Origin of the sequence: Xanthobacter autotrophicus, assembly GCF_029991245.1 — a bacterium.
GTDB classification, from domain to species: domain Bacteria; phylum Pseudomonadota; class Alphaproteobacteria; order Rhizobiales; family Xanthobacteraceae; genus Xanthobacter; species Xanthobacter autotrophicus_C.
The window spans coordinates 13,981-27,651 of the sequence record NZ_JAIVFO010000055.1 but is presented as its reverse complement, the minus strand read 5'-3'; the positions used below and the strand labels follow the sequence as shown (position 1 = coordinate 27,651).

12 protein-coding genes are annotated in these 13,671 nt (G+C 71.0%); 4 read left to right on the top strand and 8 right to left on the bottom strand.

The window, feature by feature from the left end:
- On the bottom strand, positions 1-1,178 hold a 1,178-nt coding region (locus K9U41_RS11410; protein WP_282640958.1), incomplete at its 3' end, for an HAD-IC family P-type ATPase.
- 112 nt (positions 1,179-1,290) lie between these two features.
- On the opposite strand from K9U41_RS11410, the gene mbfA reads away from it, so the two are divergent.
- Positions 1,291-2,268 (top strand): iron exporter MbfA, encoded by a 978-nt coding sequence (gene mbfA, locus K9U41_RS11405; protein WP_282640957.1) that lies wholly within the window; start codon positions 1,291-1,293, stop codon positions 2,266-2,268.
- A 212-nt stretch (positions 2,269-2,480) separates the two neighbouring features.
- Entirely contained in the window at positions 2,481-3,464 is a 984-nt protein-coding gene (locus K9U41_RS11400; protein ID WP_282640956.1) for a zinc-dependent alcohol dehydrogenase family protein, read from the top strand.
- A gap of 25 nt (positions 3,465-3,489) precedes the next feature.
- On the opposite strand, the gene K9U41_RS11395 is transcribed toward K9U41_RS11400, so the two are convergent.
- The 7 genes from K9U41_RS11395 to K9U41_RS11365 form a co-directional block, all read right to left on the bottom strand.
- On the bottom strand, positions 3,490-5,256 hold the full coding sequence (locus K9U41_RS11395) for a PHA/PHB synthase family protein (RefSeq protein ID WP_282640959.1): 1,767 nt from the start codon (positions 5,254-5,256) through the stop codon (positions 3,490-3,492).
- A 341-nt stretch (positions 5,257-5,597) separates the two neighbouring features.
- Positions 5,598-6,455, bottom strand: coding sequence for a CHAD domain-containing protein (locus tag K9U41_RS11390; protein WP_282640955.1), 858 nt, complete (start codon positions 6,453-6,455; stop codon positions 5,598-5,600).
- A 33-nt stretch (positions 6,456-6,488) separates the two neighbouring features.
- Complete coding sequence (locus K9U41_RS11385; protein ID WP_282640954.1) at positions 6,489-7,634, bottom strand: thiolase family protein; 1,146 nt, start codon at positions 7,632-7,634, stop codon at positions 6,489-6,491.
- Complete coding sequence (locus K9U41_RS11380; RefSeq protein WP_282640953.1) at positions 7,631-9,094, bottom strand: AMP-binding protein; 1,464 nt, start codon at positions 9,092-9,094, stop codon at positions 7,631-7,633. The genes K9U41_RS11385 and K9U41_RS11380 overlap by 4 nt, the downstream gene beginning before the upstream one ends.
- A complete protein-coding gene (locus tag K9U41_RS11375) occupies positions 9,091-9,642 on the bottom strand; it encodes a biotin transporter BioY (protein WP_282640952.1) in 552 nt (183 codons plus the stop codon). The genes K9U41_RS11380 and K9U41_RS11375 overlap by 4 nt, the downstream gene beginning before the upstream one ends.
- Positions 9,643-9,652: 10 nt before the next feature.
- On the bottom strand, positions 9,653-10,300 hold the full coding sequence (locus K9U41_RS11370) for an energy-coupling factor transporter transmembrane component T family protein (RefSeq protein ID WP_282640951.1): 648 nt from the start codon (positions 10,298-10,300) through the stop codon (positions 9,653-9,655).
- Positions 10,297-10,998, bottom strand: a complete 702-nt coding sequence (locus tag K9U41_RS11365) for an energy-coupling factor ABC transporter ATP-binding protein (RefSeq protein WP_282640950.1) — start codon at positions 10,996-10,998, stop codon at positions 10,297-10,299. The genes K9U41_RS11370 and K9U41_RS11365 overlap by 4 nt, the downstream gene beginning before the upstream one ends.
- A gap of 320 nt (positions 10,999-11,318) precedes the next feature.
- On the opposite strand from K9U41_RS11365, the gene K9U41_RS11360 reads away from it, so the two are divergent.
- Together K9U41_RS11360 and K9U41_RS11355 are read left to right on the top strand one after the other, a co-directional pair.
- Positions 11,319-11,672: an STAS domain-containing protein gene (locus K9U41_RS11360; protein WP_282640949.1), complete on the top strand. Its 354-nt coding sequence runs from the start codon at positions 11,319-11,321 to the stop codon at positions 11,670-11,672.
- 183 nt (positions 11,673-11,855) lie between these two features.
- The gene (locus tag K9U41_RS11355; RefSeq protein ID WP_282640948.1) at positions 11,856-13,670 is read left to right on the top strand and encodes an IlvD/Edd family dehydratase; all 1,815 of its coding nucleotides are present in this window, start codon (positions 11,856-11,858) and stop codon (positions 13,668-13,670) included.
- Position 13,671 lies beyond the last annotated feature (1 nt).

Genomic DNA, 13,671 nt, shown 5'->3' with positions numbered 1-13,671 from the left:
CCTTCCACCCGCCCGGTGACGCCGACGCCGCCCTCTTCCGCCACGCCATCGGGCACGGCGAGATCGAGGCCCCGGGCCTTGGCCGCCGCCACCAGCGCCGCCGCCACCACATGGCCGGAGGCCTGATCGAGGGCGGCGGCGAGGCGCAGCACCTCATCTGCGGGGAAGCCCGGCGCGGTGCGGATCTCCTGAAGCTGGGCCCGGCCGTGGGTCAGGGTGCCGGTCTTGTCGATCACCAGCGCCCGCACGGCGGCAAGCTTCTCCAGCGCGCCGCCGCTCTTCACCAGCACCCCGCGCCTGGCCGCCCGCGACAGGCCGGCCATGAGCGCCACCGGCACCGCGAGAATGAGCGGGCACGGGGTTGCCACCACCAGCACCGCCAGCGCCCGCCGCGGATCGCCGGAGAGCACCGCCGCCGTAATCGCCAGCCCCAGCGACACCACCAGGAAGGCGAGCGCATAGCGATCGGCGAGGCGCGCCATGGGGGCACGGCTGGCGGCGGCCGCCTCCACCAGGCGGACGATGGCGGCATAGGTGCTCTCGTCCGCCGGCCGCAGCACGCGCACATCAAACGCGCCGCCCACGTTCACGGCGCCGGAGGGCGCCTCCTCCCCCTCCTCGACCCGCACCGGGTGGGCCTCGCCGGTGAGGGAGGACTGGTCGAGCACGGCCGGCCCGCCGCCGATGCGCCCGTCGGCGGGAATGGTGTCGCCCTGCCGCACCACGATGAGGTCGCCGCCCTTCAGCGCCCCGATGGGTACCTCGCGGAGGGTGTCCCCCTCCCGCCGCAGGGCGGAGCGGGGGGCGCGGGCGGCAAGCGCGGTCATCTCCCGGCGGGCGCGTCCCTCGGCGAAGCGCTCCAGTTGCTGGCCACCCGCATACATCAGGGCGACCACATTGCCCGCCAGCGGCTCCCCGAAGGCGAGCGCCGTCGCCATGGACAGGGCCGCGAGCAGATCGAGGCCGAACCGGCCCTCCCCCAGCGCCCGCGCGATGTCGAACACCAGCACCGCGAGCACCGGCACGGTGCCGGCCACGAAGGCGAAGAATGCCGCGCGGTCCTGCCCCACCGCCAGCAGGCCGAGGCCGGCCACCAGCGGCAGCACGGCGGCCGTCAGCAGGAGGTAGCGGTTGCGCGCCAGGCCGACGCCCATCACTCTCCGTACCGCCCCGGGCATGCATCTCTCCTCGCCGGTGACCATCCGGCGTCTGGCCATGCGGTCGCATTGCCTTTGCGGACCATCGCTATTCTAATGATATTAGAAATATTCTAATTTGGAGTCATCCGGGATGCCGCGCTTTTTCCCCGGCCGCCGTCGCTTCTCCGATCTGTCGGAGCAGGAAGTCCTTGCCCTCGCCATCTCCTCGGAGGAGGACGACGCCTACACCTACACCGACTATGCCGAGACCCTGCGCAAGGACTATCCGGACACCGCCAAGGTGTTTGAGGCCATGGCGGCCCAGGAGCGCGGCCATGCCACCAGCCTCACCCGCGAATATGAGCGCCGCTACGGCCCCCACGTGCCGCTGATCCGCCGCGAGAGCATCGCCGGCTATTACCATCGCCGTCCGGTCTGGGCCGTGGCCAACCTCGGCATCGAGCGCATCCGCGCGGAAGTCGGGCGGATGGAGGACGAATCGGCCAACTTCTACCTTCAGGCGCAGAAGAAGGCGTCCGACCCCGGCACCCTCAAGCTGCTGGAAAGCCTCTACAAGACCGAGCTGCAGCACGAGGAGATCGCCGGCTCGCTCGCGGACCGCTACCTGCCGGTGGACAAGCGCGCCGAGGAGAACGAGAAGGCCCGGCGCCAGTTCGTGCTCACCTGGGTGCAGCCGGGCCTCGCCGGCCTCATGGACGGCTCGGTCTCGACCCTGGCCCCCATCTTCGCCACCGCCTTCGCCACGCAGAATTCCCACACCACCCTGCTGGTGGGCCTGGCCGCGGCGGTGGGCGCGGGCATCTCCATGGGCTTCACCGAGGCGATCCATGACGACGGCGTCATCTCCGGCCGCGGCTCGCCCATCAAGCGCGGCATCGCCTCCGGCGTCATGACGGCGGTGGGCGGCCTTGGCCACGCATTGCCCTACCTCATCCCCGAGTTCTGGACCGCGACCGCCATCGCCATCGTCGTGGTGTTCGTGGAACTCTGGGCCATCGCCTTCATCCAGAACCGCTTCATGGAGACACCGTTCTGGCGCTCAGTGTTCCAGGTGGTGCTCGGCGGCGCGCTGGTGCTGGCGGCGGGCATCTTCATCGGCGGCAGTTGACGCTTCGGCGCGGCTTGGGCGCAGCTTGCGCCGGTAACGGCTTGCTCGAGATCATTGGCGCATCAGGCGCAAGGGTGCCAACCTCCCCCCTCATACCATCGGCCTCGGTCTTCGACCGATGCCGAGCGGGTGACGCTCAAACGCCGCGCGGGCTTGACCGATGGCGGGTGAGCTTCTCTCACCCGCCATCGGTCTTATTCAGGGAGGTCCGCATGCTCGCCATGGTCCTGAAGCGCACCGGGGAGAAGCTGGTGGCGCAGGAACGGCCGGACCCCGTCGCGGGGCCGGGCGAGGTGGTGATCGCGGTCACCGCCTGCGGCGTCTGCCGCACCGACCTCCATGTGGTGGACGGCGAACTGCCCCAGAGCGTGCTGCCCATCGTGCCCGGCCACGAGATCGTCGGACGGGTGGCGGCGCTGGGCGCGGGCGTGTCCCACCTGCGGCTCGGCGAACGGGTGGGCGTGGGCTGGCTCGGCCATGCGTGCGGCACCTGCCCCTATTGCGCCGCGCAGGAGGAAAACCTCTGCGACGCCCCCGCCTTCACCGGCTGCACCCGGGACGGCGGCTTCGCCACCCATACGGTGGCGGATGCCGGCTTCGTCTATCCCCTCGGCGAAGGGGGCGACGACACGGCGCTGGCACCGCTGCTGTGCGCCGGCCTCATCGGCTGGCGCACCCTGAAAATGGCGGGGGAGGGCCGGCGCATCGGCCTCTACGGCTTTGGCGCGGCGGCGCACATCATCGCCCAGGTGGCACGCCATCAGGGCCAGGAGATCTACGCCTTCACACGCCCGGGGGATGAAGCGGCCCAGGACTTCGCCCGCTCCCTCGGCGCCGTCTATGCCGGTCCGTCCGATGCCCCCGCCCCCGAGCCGCTGGACGCCGCCCTCATCTTCGCCCCGGCGGGGGAACTGGTGCCGCAGGCCCTGCGGGCGGTGCGCAAGGGCGGGCGCGTGGTGTGCGGCGGCATCCACATGAGCGACATCCCCTCCTTCCCCTATCGCTGGCTGTGGGAGGAGCGGAAGATCCTGTCGGTGGCGAACCTGACCCGGACGGATGCGCACGAGTTCCTGGCGCTGGCCCCCAAGGCGGGCGTCACCACCCATGTGACGCCCTACCCCCTGGCGCAGGCCAACGCAGCCCTGGACGACCTGCGCCACGGCCGCCTGAAGGGCGCCGCCGTGCTGGTGCCGTAACACCAGGCTCGAGGCAGAAAATCCCTCAGCGCTGCATCACATAGGTGCCGGGCGCCGGCCCGAGCGCCGGATAGTCGGGGCCGCCGATGCGCGGCAGGCCGACCGGCCCGGTGGACCGGGCGGCAAGCCAGGCTTCCCAGGCGGACCACCAGGAGCCGTCCTGCGGCGCGTTGGCCTCCATCCATTCATCCGGGCCGAGGTGCATGTCGCCATACCTCGTCTCGTGAAGGCGGAAATGCCGTCGCTTGTGCCCCGGCTCGCTGACGATGCCCGCGTTGTGCCCGCCCGAGGTGAGCACGAAGGTGACGTCGGTGTCGGTGAGCTGGTGGATCTTGTAGACCGAGCGCCACGGCGCCACATGGTCCCGCTCGGTGCCCACCGCGAACAGCGGCACCTTGATGTCGAGCAGCGACACCGGCCGCCCGTTCACGCGATAGCGGCCGGCGGCAAGGTCGTTGTCGAGGAAGAAGCGGCGCAGATAGTCGGAATGCATGCGATAGGGCATGCGGGTCGCGTCCGCGTTCCAGGCCATGAGGTCGTTCATGGGCGCGCGCTCGCCCATGAGATATTCGTGCACGAGGCGCGACCAGACGAGGTCGTTGGAGCGCAGCATCTCGAACGCCCCGGCCATCTGCCCGGCGGCGAGATAGCCTTGGTCCCACATCATGCTTTCCAGCATGTAGAGTTCGCTGGGATCGACGAAGAGCTGAAGCTCGCCGGCCTCCGAGAAATCCGTCTGCGCCGCGAGCAGGGTGACCGAGGCGAGCCGCGTGTCCTCGGCCCGCGCCATGGCGGCGGCAGCCACCGACAACAGCGTGCCGCCGAGGCAATAGCCCGCCGCATGCACCTTGCTGCCAGGCACGATGGCCGCGATGGCGTCGAGGGCCGCCATGACGCCCTCGGTGCGGTAATCGTCGAAGCCGAGGTCCCGGTCCTCCTGCGTCACGTTGCGCCAGGAGATGCAGAACACCGTGTGGCCCTTCGACACCAGGTAGCGCACCAGCGAATTTTCGGGCGACAGGTCCAGGATGTAATATTTCATGATCCAGGCCGGAATGATCAGCACCGGCTCGGCCGCCACGTCATTCGTGGTGGCGCGATACTGGATCAGCTCGATGAGATGGTTGCGGAAGACCACCTCGCCCGGTGTCACCGCCACGTTCTGCCCCGGAACGAAAGCCTCCGCGCCCACGGGCGGCTGGTCACTCGCCTTGCGCGCGAGATCGGCCAGCGCGTTGCGCGCGCCTTCCACAAAATTTGCCCCCGCCTTCTCACGGGTACGGCGGATCACCTCCGGATTGGTGAGCGGCGAATTGGAGGGGGAGAACACGTCAAGCAGCTGCCGCGCGGCGAAGGCCACCAGCGCCTCGTCGTGGGGCTTCACGCCGGGCACGCCATGGGTGGCGTTGTGCCACCACTGCTGGTTCAGCAAAAAGGCCTGGTACCAGAAGCGGAACGGCCAGTCCTGCCACACCGGGGCGCTGAAGCGCTCGTCGCCCGGCAGGGGGGTGATGCAATTGGGGAAGGTCCGGTCGAAGCTGGAGGCCACCGCATAGGAGCCGAACCGCGCCACCTTGCGCCACGCCTTCAGCCCCAGTTCGGCCTGCTTGCCGGGAGCGGCCGCCAGATGCATCCACCAGTCGAGATAGGCCAGCGACAGCGCCGCCGGCGACAGGCCGGACGTGGCGCGCGCCACCAGCGCCGCCGCCGCCCGATCCACCGCGCGGAATGCCTCGGGACCGGAGCCCCGGTCGAAATCCTCGTCGTCATGGCAGGCGGCCCGCGCCCACATCTGCGCCAGCATCCGGCCCGGATGGGGCAACTGGGAGAAGTCCATGGCGGGACGCTCCGGCACGGAAGCCGGCGGAGCGGCAGCCGGAGAGGCGGCGACCGGCCCGGCCTTCGAAGCCACCCCACCGGGCGCCTCGGGCGGCGTGGTCGGGACAAGGGTCAGGGACGGAAGGCGGGAGTCGAGGGGCATCGGCCGGTCTCTTCACATACTCGGGAGCCGCCGGGCGGGTCGCCGCCGGCGCACATCCTGTTCCTTGCCCGTGCTCGGGGCGCTTTGATGGCGCGCCAGCATGCGCGGCACCGATTACGGCACCATGACCCGCATCAAATCGATGCGACAGGTCAAAGTCGATCCCGGTAGCGGGCGAGAAAGGCCTTGGGCCGAAGCCGAAACAGCGCGCCATGCCGGCGGCGGGCCTTCTTCTTCAGCCGCTTCTGGGCGCGGCCCATGGCGAAGTCGAGCCGCTGCCGCGTCCCGTCCGCCAGATCGGGCGCGGCCAGAAGCATGGGGCGCAGGATCTCGATGTCCTGATAGGCGCCGAGGATGTCCCGCAGGCGCTGGGCCTTGCGGGCGCGCTTCCCACCCCGCCCGCCGAAGGCGGCGGCGATGAAGCCCATCTGGTAGCGATGGGCCACCACCCGTTTGCGGACCTCATGCATGGCCGGCGGGCCGGCGAAATGGGCGCGCCGGGCCTGGCGATAGGCCTTCGCCAGCCCGGCCCCCACGTCCGCCGACGCCACCTCGGCACCGAAGTCGCCCGCAAGTGCCGCCCGCGCCTCGGCACCGAAGGCGGTGAGGGCGGCGCGATGCCGCTCGGCCTCCTCCGGCTCCGCCGCATCGGGGCCGATGGCGGCGCGCGCATCCGCCGCGTCGCAGGCGAGGAGAAGGCCGGCGGCCTCGATCACGTCGATGGCCTCGCCGGCCGCGGCCTTGTCCCGCGCGCCGGACAGGGCGCGGGCCACCTCTGCCGTGTGCCGGCGCAAGGCCAGGGCGGTCTCGCCGGGCACGAGGCGCAGCAAGGCCCGCAATTCCTTCATGGCCTTGCGCGCGTCATGGACCATCTCCACCGGATCGCGCTCCTCGATCGCCTCCTTCAGCGTGTCGAGGACGTCGATGAGCGCAAACACCAGCGCCTGCCCCGCCACCGAAGCGGGAACCTGCGGCCCATCGGGGCCAGTGGTGTGCGGTGGCGCGTCCATGTCCGCTCCAGGGTCCTTTCCAGATTTCATCCTTCAATCCTGCCACGGCCGGAGGGTTTCGTCTTGCCGTGATACCACCATGGCGCTGGCGATGCCCCCCGCCCCGGCGATGGCCACCAGCGCCCGGCCTCCCGCCGCCCGGAGCCGGTGGAAGGCGCGCACCGCCAGCACCGCCCCCGATGCCCCGATGGGATGGCCACGGGCGAGCGCGCCGCCCTGCGCATTGACCCGCGCCGGATCAAGGCCGAGCCGCCCGATGCCGGCGAGGGCCTGGGCGGCATAGGCCTCCATCAGCTCCACATGCTCGATCTGGCGCGCATCAAGGCCAAGCCGCGCGCACAGGGCTTCCACCGCCGCCACCGGCGCCAGCGCCGGCATCAGCGGATCACCGCCCCGCGCCAGCGCGCCCAGCACCTGCACCCGCCCTTCGCCGTGCTGCCCTTCGCCGCACGGCCCGAGCAGCACCAGGGCCGCCGCATCCGCCTCCACCGCCGTGGTGGCGGCGGTGATGCCATCGGCCGCATCCCCAGCGATCACCGGCAGGCGCGCGAGCAGCGCCGGGGACAGGGCCCGCGCGAACGGGTCCATGACGATGCCGTTCACCGGCACGATCTCGCCCTCCGGCGGCGCGGCGGCCAGCGCCCGGCGATGGCTTTCCATCGCAAAGGCCTCCTGGGCCTGCCGGGTGATGCCCTCGGCCCGCGCCAGCGCGGCGGCGGCGACGGCAAGGTCCGGCTCGCGCTCCGGCCAGGGGGTGAAGGCCGGCTGGCGGTAGAACAGCGGCGCGTCTTCCTTGCGGCGCGGACGATGGGCCCGCAGCGGGGCGCGGCTGAAGCTCTCCACGCCACCGGCGAGCACATAGCGCGCCTCCCCGGCCGCGATGCGGGCCGCGCCCATGCGGATGGCGTCGAGGCCCGAGCAGCACTGGGTGTCCAGCGTCAGCGCCGGAATGTGCTGCGGCAGGCCGGCGGCGAGCGCCGCCACCCGGGCCACGTTGCCGCCGCCGGACAGGGCATTGCCGAGGATCACCTCGTCCACCGCGTCGGGCGCGAGGCCGGCCTCGGCGAGCAGCGGGCCGATCAGGGCCGCCGCCAGGGCGAAGGGCTCCATATGGCGGAACGCGCCGCTGCGCGGCACCACCGCCGTGCGCTTGGCACCGAGAAGGGCGACGCCGATCATGGAATCAGCTCGCAATCGTGCGGCCACAGGCGGGCCACGGCGGCGAAATCGGTCTTGCCGGAGGCGGTCAGCGGCCAGCGGGCGACCCGCGCATAGAGGCGCGGCACCTTGAACAGGGCCAGCCTCGGCCGCAGCCACGCCACGAGATCCGCCCGCGTCATCTGTGCCCCCTCATCCGGCAGGACGAAGGCCACCAGCCGCTCGCCGCGCTTGCCATCGGGCACGCCCATGACGGCGGCGGCGGCGATGGCGGGGTGCAGCTCCAGCTGCCGCTCCACCTCTTCGGGATAAAGGTTCTTGCCCGAAGTCACGATCATGCGCTTGGCCCGCCCCGCCAAAGTGAGGAAGCCGGCGGCATCAAGACGCCCCATGTCGCCGACGCTGATCTGCGGCCCGTGGCGCAGGAGGTCCGGGCTGTCGCCGGTGGCATAGTCCAGGAACAAGAAGGGGCTTTCCACGAACACGAGGCCGGTACGCCCCACGGGCAGGCGCCGGCCGGCCTTGTCGCGGATGGCGAGGCGCACGCCATCGAAGGCCCGGCCCACGGAGCCCTCGGGCACCGGTTCCCCGCCCTTCGCCACGGTGATGAAGGAGAGTTCCGACGCGCCGTAGAATTCGGCGAAACCGGCCTTGGGCAGATGGCGGGAGAGCAGCGCCTTGCGCCCCGCCGGCCATTTGGCGCCGGAGCACAGCACGAGGCGCACGGGGTCCAGCGTCGCGCCCTCCGCCTCCAGATGGTCCAGCAGCAAGGCGAGCTGGGTCGGTACGCCATAGAGCACGCTGGCCTTGTGCCGGCGCGCGAGGTCCGCCACCGCGCGGGGGCGGAAGCTTTTCGACAGGATCACATGGGCGCCGGCATCGAGGCCCCGTGCCAGCGCATAGAGGAACAGGGAATGGGTGAGCGCCCCCGGCGCCAGCAGCGCATCGTCGGAGCCGATGCCGAATTCGCGCGTGTCGGCGTCGAAGCTCTCGATCCAGGAGCGATGGGCGCGGCGATAGCCCTTCGGCAGGCCGGTGGAGCCGGAGGTGAAGCCCACGTAGAAGGGCAGGTCCGGATGGGGCGGCACCGTCACCGCGTCCGTGCCAACGCCCACCACCTCGGCAAGGCCCGCCAGCCCCTGGGCTGGGGACAAGCGCACATCCGCATCCGCGCCGCACGACACCAGCACGCCCGGCCGGATGCGGGCGAGGATGTCCGCCCGCTGTCCCGCCGGCCAGGCGGGATCAAGCACCTGCCCCTCCCGTCCCGCATGGGCCGCCGCGAGGAACAGCACGGCCAGCGCCGCGCCGTTGGGCAGGTCGAGCGCGATGCCACCTTCCGGCGCGGCCGCGAAGCGGGCGGCACAGCGCTGCACCAGCGCGGCGAGGGCACCAAAGGTGAGGGTTTCGCCCTCGCAGGTCAGGGCCGGCGCATGGGGGCGCTCGGCGCCGTGGCGGGCAAGATGGCGGGTGATGCTCACGGGCGCGGCTGCGCCGCCACCGACCAGTTGCGCAGCACGGTGGTGACCAGCACCGAGGCGCCCACCGCCTTGATCAGGTCGCCAGGCAGGAACACCGCCGCGCCGATCACCGCCTTGGACAGACCGATGCCCGCCGCCGCCGCCAGCACCGGGATGCCGAACAGGTAGACCACGCCGATGCCGCCCACCACGCAGGCGACGAAGGCCGACGCGAAAGCCGGCAGCTTCAGCCGCTCGGCGAGGAGCCCCACCACATAGGCCCCGGCGATATAGCCGATGAGGAAGCCGGCGGTGGGCCCGGCGAGAATGCCGAGGCCACCGCGCCCACCCGCGAGCAGCGGCGCGCCCAGAAGCACCACGAAGACGAACAGCGCCACAGCCGCCGCGCCCGCCCGCGCCCCCAGCAGCAGGCCAGCGAGCATCACGCCGAGGCTCTGGGCGGTGATGGGCACGCCGGCGGCCAGCGGCATGTAGAGGGGCGGCACGAAGCCCAGCGCCGCGATGAGGGCCGCGATGAGCGCGATGCGCACGAGGGTGCGGGTGTCCATGGTCGATCCTTCACGGGTTCGGGCGCGACGAACTCAGCGGGGTGGGCGGCGCGGGCTGATCGGGCATGCCGAAGCCGCGGGCGTCGAGGGCTTCCGCCACCTGGTCGGCGGTGGAGAGCGCGCCGGAGAAGAAGGCGCCGACGAGCACCAGCCCCGGCCGGCGCGGGCTGCGGGCGCGCCAGGCTTCCTCGCGTCCCCGCCAGCTTTCCAGCAGCACCGGTACGAAGCGCAGCACCAGCGCCACCGCCAGCGACAGCCGCGCGGGATCGAGCCCGAACCGCGCCAGCGGCTTCAGCGGCACGGCGAGGGCGTCCATCATGTCCTGCAGCCGCGTGGACAGGGTGACGAGATCGGCGATGAGCACCATCACCGCGATGCGCAGCACGCTCGCCGCCGCCACCGACAGGGAGGCGGCCCAGACCTGCAGCACGAAGATGATGACGAGCAGCGGCAGCAGGCTGCGCCACGCCAGCACGCGCAGCAGCCCACGCCGGCCGAAGCCGGCATAGACCAGCACCACCGCCGCGAGCACGCAGGCCAGCGCCAGCGGATCACCGATGGGCAGGATGAAGACCGACAGGACGGCGAGGGCGATCAGCTTCACCCCCGCCGGCAGCCGATGCAGCAGGCTGGTGCCGGAGAGATAGCCGGCGATCACGGCTGGCCTCCCGCCGCCATGGCGCGGGCGCGGGCGTCGGCCTCATAAAGCGGGATGACCTCCCCCGGCGCGCCGTCGGCGGCGACCATGCCGCCCTTCAGCCACAGCAGCCGGTCGAAGCCGTCGAACAGGTGCAGGTCGTGGCTCGCCATGACCACCTGCAGGTCGAGGTCGGCGAGCCGCGCGGCGAAGCCGAGGCGGGTGGTGAGATCGAGGCTGGAGAAGGGCTCGTCCAGCAACAGGATGCGCGGCCCGGCCGCCAGCGCGGCGAGGATGCACACCAGCTGCTTCTGGCCCTCGGAAAGGTCCGCCACCGCCCGCTCGCCCCAGCCGACGCAGCCGTGGCGGGCCAGCAGCAGGTCGGCGGCGGCATTGGCCTCGGCCTTGGGCCGGCCCTGGGCGATGGGGCCGAAGGCGATTTCCTCCCGCACCGTGGGAAAGATGATCTGGTGGTCCACGTTCTGGAACACGAAGCCCACCGTCGCCGGCAGGCGGCGGCGCTCCTTGCGGGTGTCGAGGCCGGCCACGGTGACCGTCCCCGCATCGGGCAGGAGTAGGCCGTTCAGCAGCCGCAGCAGGGTGCTCTTGCCCGAGCCGTTGTCGCCCACCAGCCCGATGCGCCGCTCGCCAAGCGTGAGGGACAGGCCGGCGAAGACGGAACGGGCGCCGCGATCGAGCACCACGCGGTCGAGCACCATACCGGCGGCGCGACCGGGACTCTCCGGGGCGGGCAGGTCGCCGGCGTCGGGGCGGTTCGGCTGGCGCGCGGGGCGCGCGGATCGTAAGGCGTTGAACATCGCGGGTGCGGGATGGATTATACGCTTCCCCGCGCGGTGCAAACCCCTTGCCGAGCGGGCGGCTCCCGGCGGACGCGAGGGAAAGCAACGCCCGGCCCGCGTCACAAAACTGAAACATCCAGATGAAATAGAGGCGGGCAGCTTCCCTGGCACGTTTCCCTGGCACGCTCCCTTGGCGCGATCCGTGCGGTCGCCGCCGTCCCTCAAGCCCGGTCACCTCCATGAACATTGAAACCCACGCCCTCGGCCCGGAACAGGTTCTGATCGTGCTCGACGGCCGGCTCGATATCGAAGGCACGGCGCAGATCGAGGTGGCGTTCAGCGCCATGTCGAGCCACGCCAAGGCGACCCTGGTGGACCTGTCGGCGACCCCTTTCGTCGCCTCCATCGGCATCCGCCTGTTCATCAGCAATGCCAAGGCCCTGGCCCGCCGGGGCGGGCGCCTGATCCTGTTCGGCGCGGAGCCAGCGGTGGAGAAGGTTCTCCTCGCCACCGGCGTCGGCGATCTGGCCACCGTGGTCGCCACCCGCGCGGAGGCCGACGCTGCGCTCGCCACCGTCGGCGCGGCCTCCTGATCGCAGGCGTTGTCCGGAAACGGGCGCGTATTGTGATCGGCACAGGGCGGCTTCGGCCGCCCTTTTCTGTTTTGGACCGCTCCAATCCCGATTGATTTCCGGCGCGCCGAGGCGCATATATCGCCAAAATCAAATCGATTAAAACCGGCGCGTCGGAACGCGCAGATTTCCATGGAGACGCCCATGTCCGGTCAAGGCGACCAGCCCGAGAAGCACGGCCTCAAGCTCCGGTCCCAGCTCTGGTTCGACAACCCCGACAATCCCGGCATGACGGCGCTGTACCTGGAGCGCTACCTCAATTTCGGCCTCACCCGGGAAGAGCTGCAGTCGGGCAAGCCCATCATCGGCATCGCCCAGACCGGCTCGGACCTCTCCCCCTGCAACCGCCACCACCTGGACCTCGCCAAGCGCGTGCGCGACGGCATCGAGGCCATGGGCGGCGTGCCGTTCGAATTCCCGGTCCATCCCATCCAGGAGACCGGCAAGCGGCCCACCGCGGCGCTCGACCGGAACCTTGCCTATCTCGGCCTGGTGGAAATCCTCTACGGCTATCCGCTCGACGGCGTGGTGCTGACCACCGGCTGCGACAAGACCACCCCGGCCTGCATCATGGCGGCGGCCACCGTGAACATCCCGGCCATCGTTTTGTCCGGCGGGCCCATGCTGAACGGCTGGTGGAAGGGCGAGCGCACCGGCTCCGGCACCGTGGTGTGGAAGAACCGCGAGCGCTTCGCCGCCGGCGAGATCGACTATGACGAGTTCATGGACGTGGTGGCGTCCTCCGCCCCTTCGGTGGGCCATTGCAACACCATGGGCACCGCCTCCACCATGAATGCGCTGGCCGAGGCGCTGGGCATGTCCCTGCCCGGCTGCGCCGCCATCCCCGCGCCCTACCGCGAGCGCGGCCAGATCGCCTACGACACCGGCAAGCGTATCGTCGACATGGTGTGGGAGGACCTGAAGCCCTCCGACATCCTCACCCGCGCGGCGTTCGAGAACGCCATCCGCGTGAACTCCGCCATCGGCGGCTCCACCAACGCCCCCATCCACCTCAATGCCATCGCCCGCCACGTGGGGGTGCCGCTGAACGTGGATGACTGGCAGACGGTGGGCCACAAGATCCCGCTGCTGGTGAATCTCCAGCCCGCTGGCGAATATCTCGGCGAGGAGTTCCACCGGGCCGGCGGCGTGCCGGCGGTGGTGGCCGAGCTGATCGAGAAGGGCAAGATCCACGAGGGCGCGCTGACCGTGAACGGGCGTTCCATCGGCGAGAACTGCAAGGGCAAGCTCTCCTGGGACCGCGCCGTCATCAAGACCTATGACGCGCCCATGAAGGAGGATGCCGGCTTCATCGTGCTGCACGGCAACCTGTTCGACAACGCGGTGATGAAGACCTCGGTGATCTCGCCGGAATTCCGCCAGCGCTTCCTCTCCAACCCCAATGACCCCGAGGCCTTCGAGGGCCGCGCCGTGGTGTTCGAGGGGCCGGAGGACTATCACCACCGCATCGACGACCCCACGCTCGGCATCGACGAATACACCCTGCTGTTCATCCGTGGCACCGGCCCGCTCGGCTATCCCGGTGGCGCCGAGGTGGTGAACATGCAGCCGCCCACCGCCCTCATCAAGAAGGGCATCCATGCCCTGCCCTGCATCGGTGACGGCCGCCAGTCCGGCACCTCCGGCTCGCCCTCCATCCTCAATGCCTCGCCGGAAGCGGCGGCGGGCGGCGGGCTGGCGCTGCTGAAGACCGGCGACCGGGTGCGCATCGACCTCAACACCTGCACCGCCAATATCCTCATCTCCCCCGAGGAGCTGGCGCAGCGCCGGGCCGACCTGCAGGGCCATGGCGGCTTTGCCGTGCCGCAGAGCCAGACCCCCTGGCAGGAGATCCAGCGCTCCATGGTGGCGCAGTTCGACGAGGGCATGGTTCTGAAGCCGGCGGTGAAGTACCAGCGCGTGGCCCAGACCATGGGCGTTCCCCGCGACAACCACTGAG

What these genes read in the sequence shown, in the direction of transcription:
- mbfA (WP_282640957.1), top strand. Translation starts at nt 1,291, where the DNA reads ATGCCGCGCTTTTTCCCCGGCCGCCGTCGCTTCTCCGATCTGTCGGAG.
- K9U41_RS11400 (WP_282640956.1), top strand. Translation starts at nt 2,481, where the DNA reads ATGCTCGCCATGGTCCTGAAGCGCACCGGGGAGAAGCTGGTGGCGCAG.
- K9U41_RS11395 (WP_282640959.1), bottom strand. Translation starts at nt 5,256, where the DNA reads ATGTGGGCGCGGGCCGCCTGCCATGACGACGAGGATTTCGACCGGGGC.
- K9U41_RS11390 (WP_282640955.1), bottom strand. Translation starts at nt 6,455, where the DNA reads ATGGACGCGCCACCGCACACCACTGGCCCCGATGGGCCGCAGGTTCCC.
- K9U41_RS11385 (WP_282640954.1), bottom strand. Translation starts at nt 7,634, where the DNA reads ATGATCGGCGTCGCCCTTCTCGGTGCCAAGCGCACGGCGGTGGTGCCG.
- K9U41_RS11375 (WP_282640952.1), bottom strand. Translation starts at nt 9,642, where the DNA reads ATGGACACCCGCACCCTCGTGCGCATCGCGCTCATCGCGGCCCTCATC.
- K9U41_RS11365 (WP_282640950.1), bottom strand. Translation starts at nt 10,998, where the DNA reads ATGGTGCTCGACCGCGTGGTGCTCGATCGCGGCGCCCGTTCCGTCTTC.
- K9U41_RS11360 (WP_282640949.1), top strand. Translation starts at nt 11,319, where the DNA reads ATGAACATTGAAACCCACGCCCTCGGCCCGGAACAGGTTCTGATCGTG.
- K9U41_RS11355 (WP_282640948.1), top strand. Translation starts at nt 11,856, where the DNA reads ATGTCCGGTCAAGGCGACCAGCCCGAGAAGCACGGCCTCAAGCTCCGG.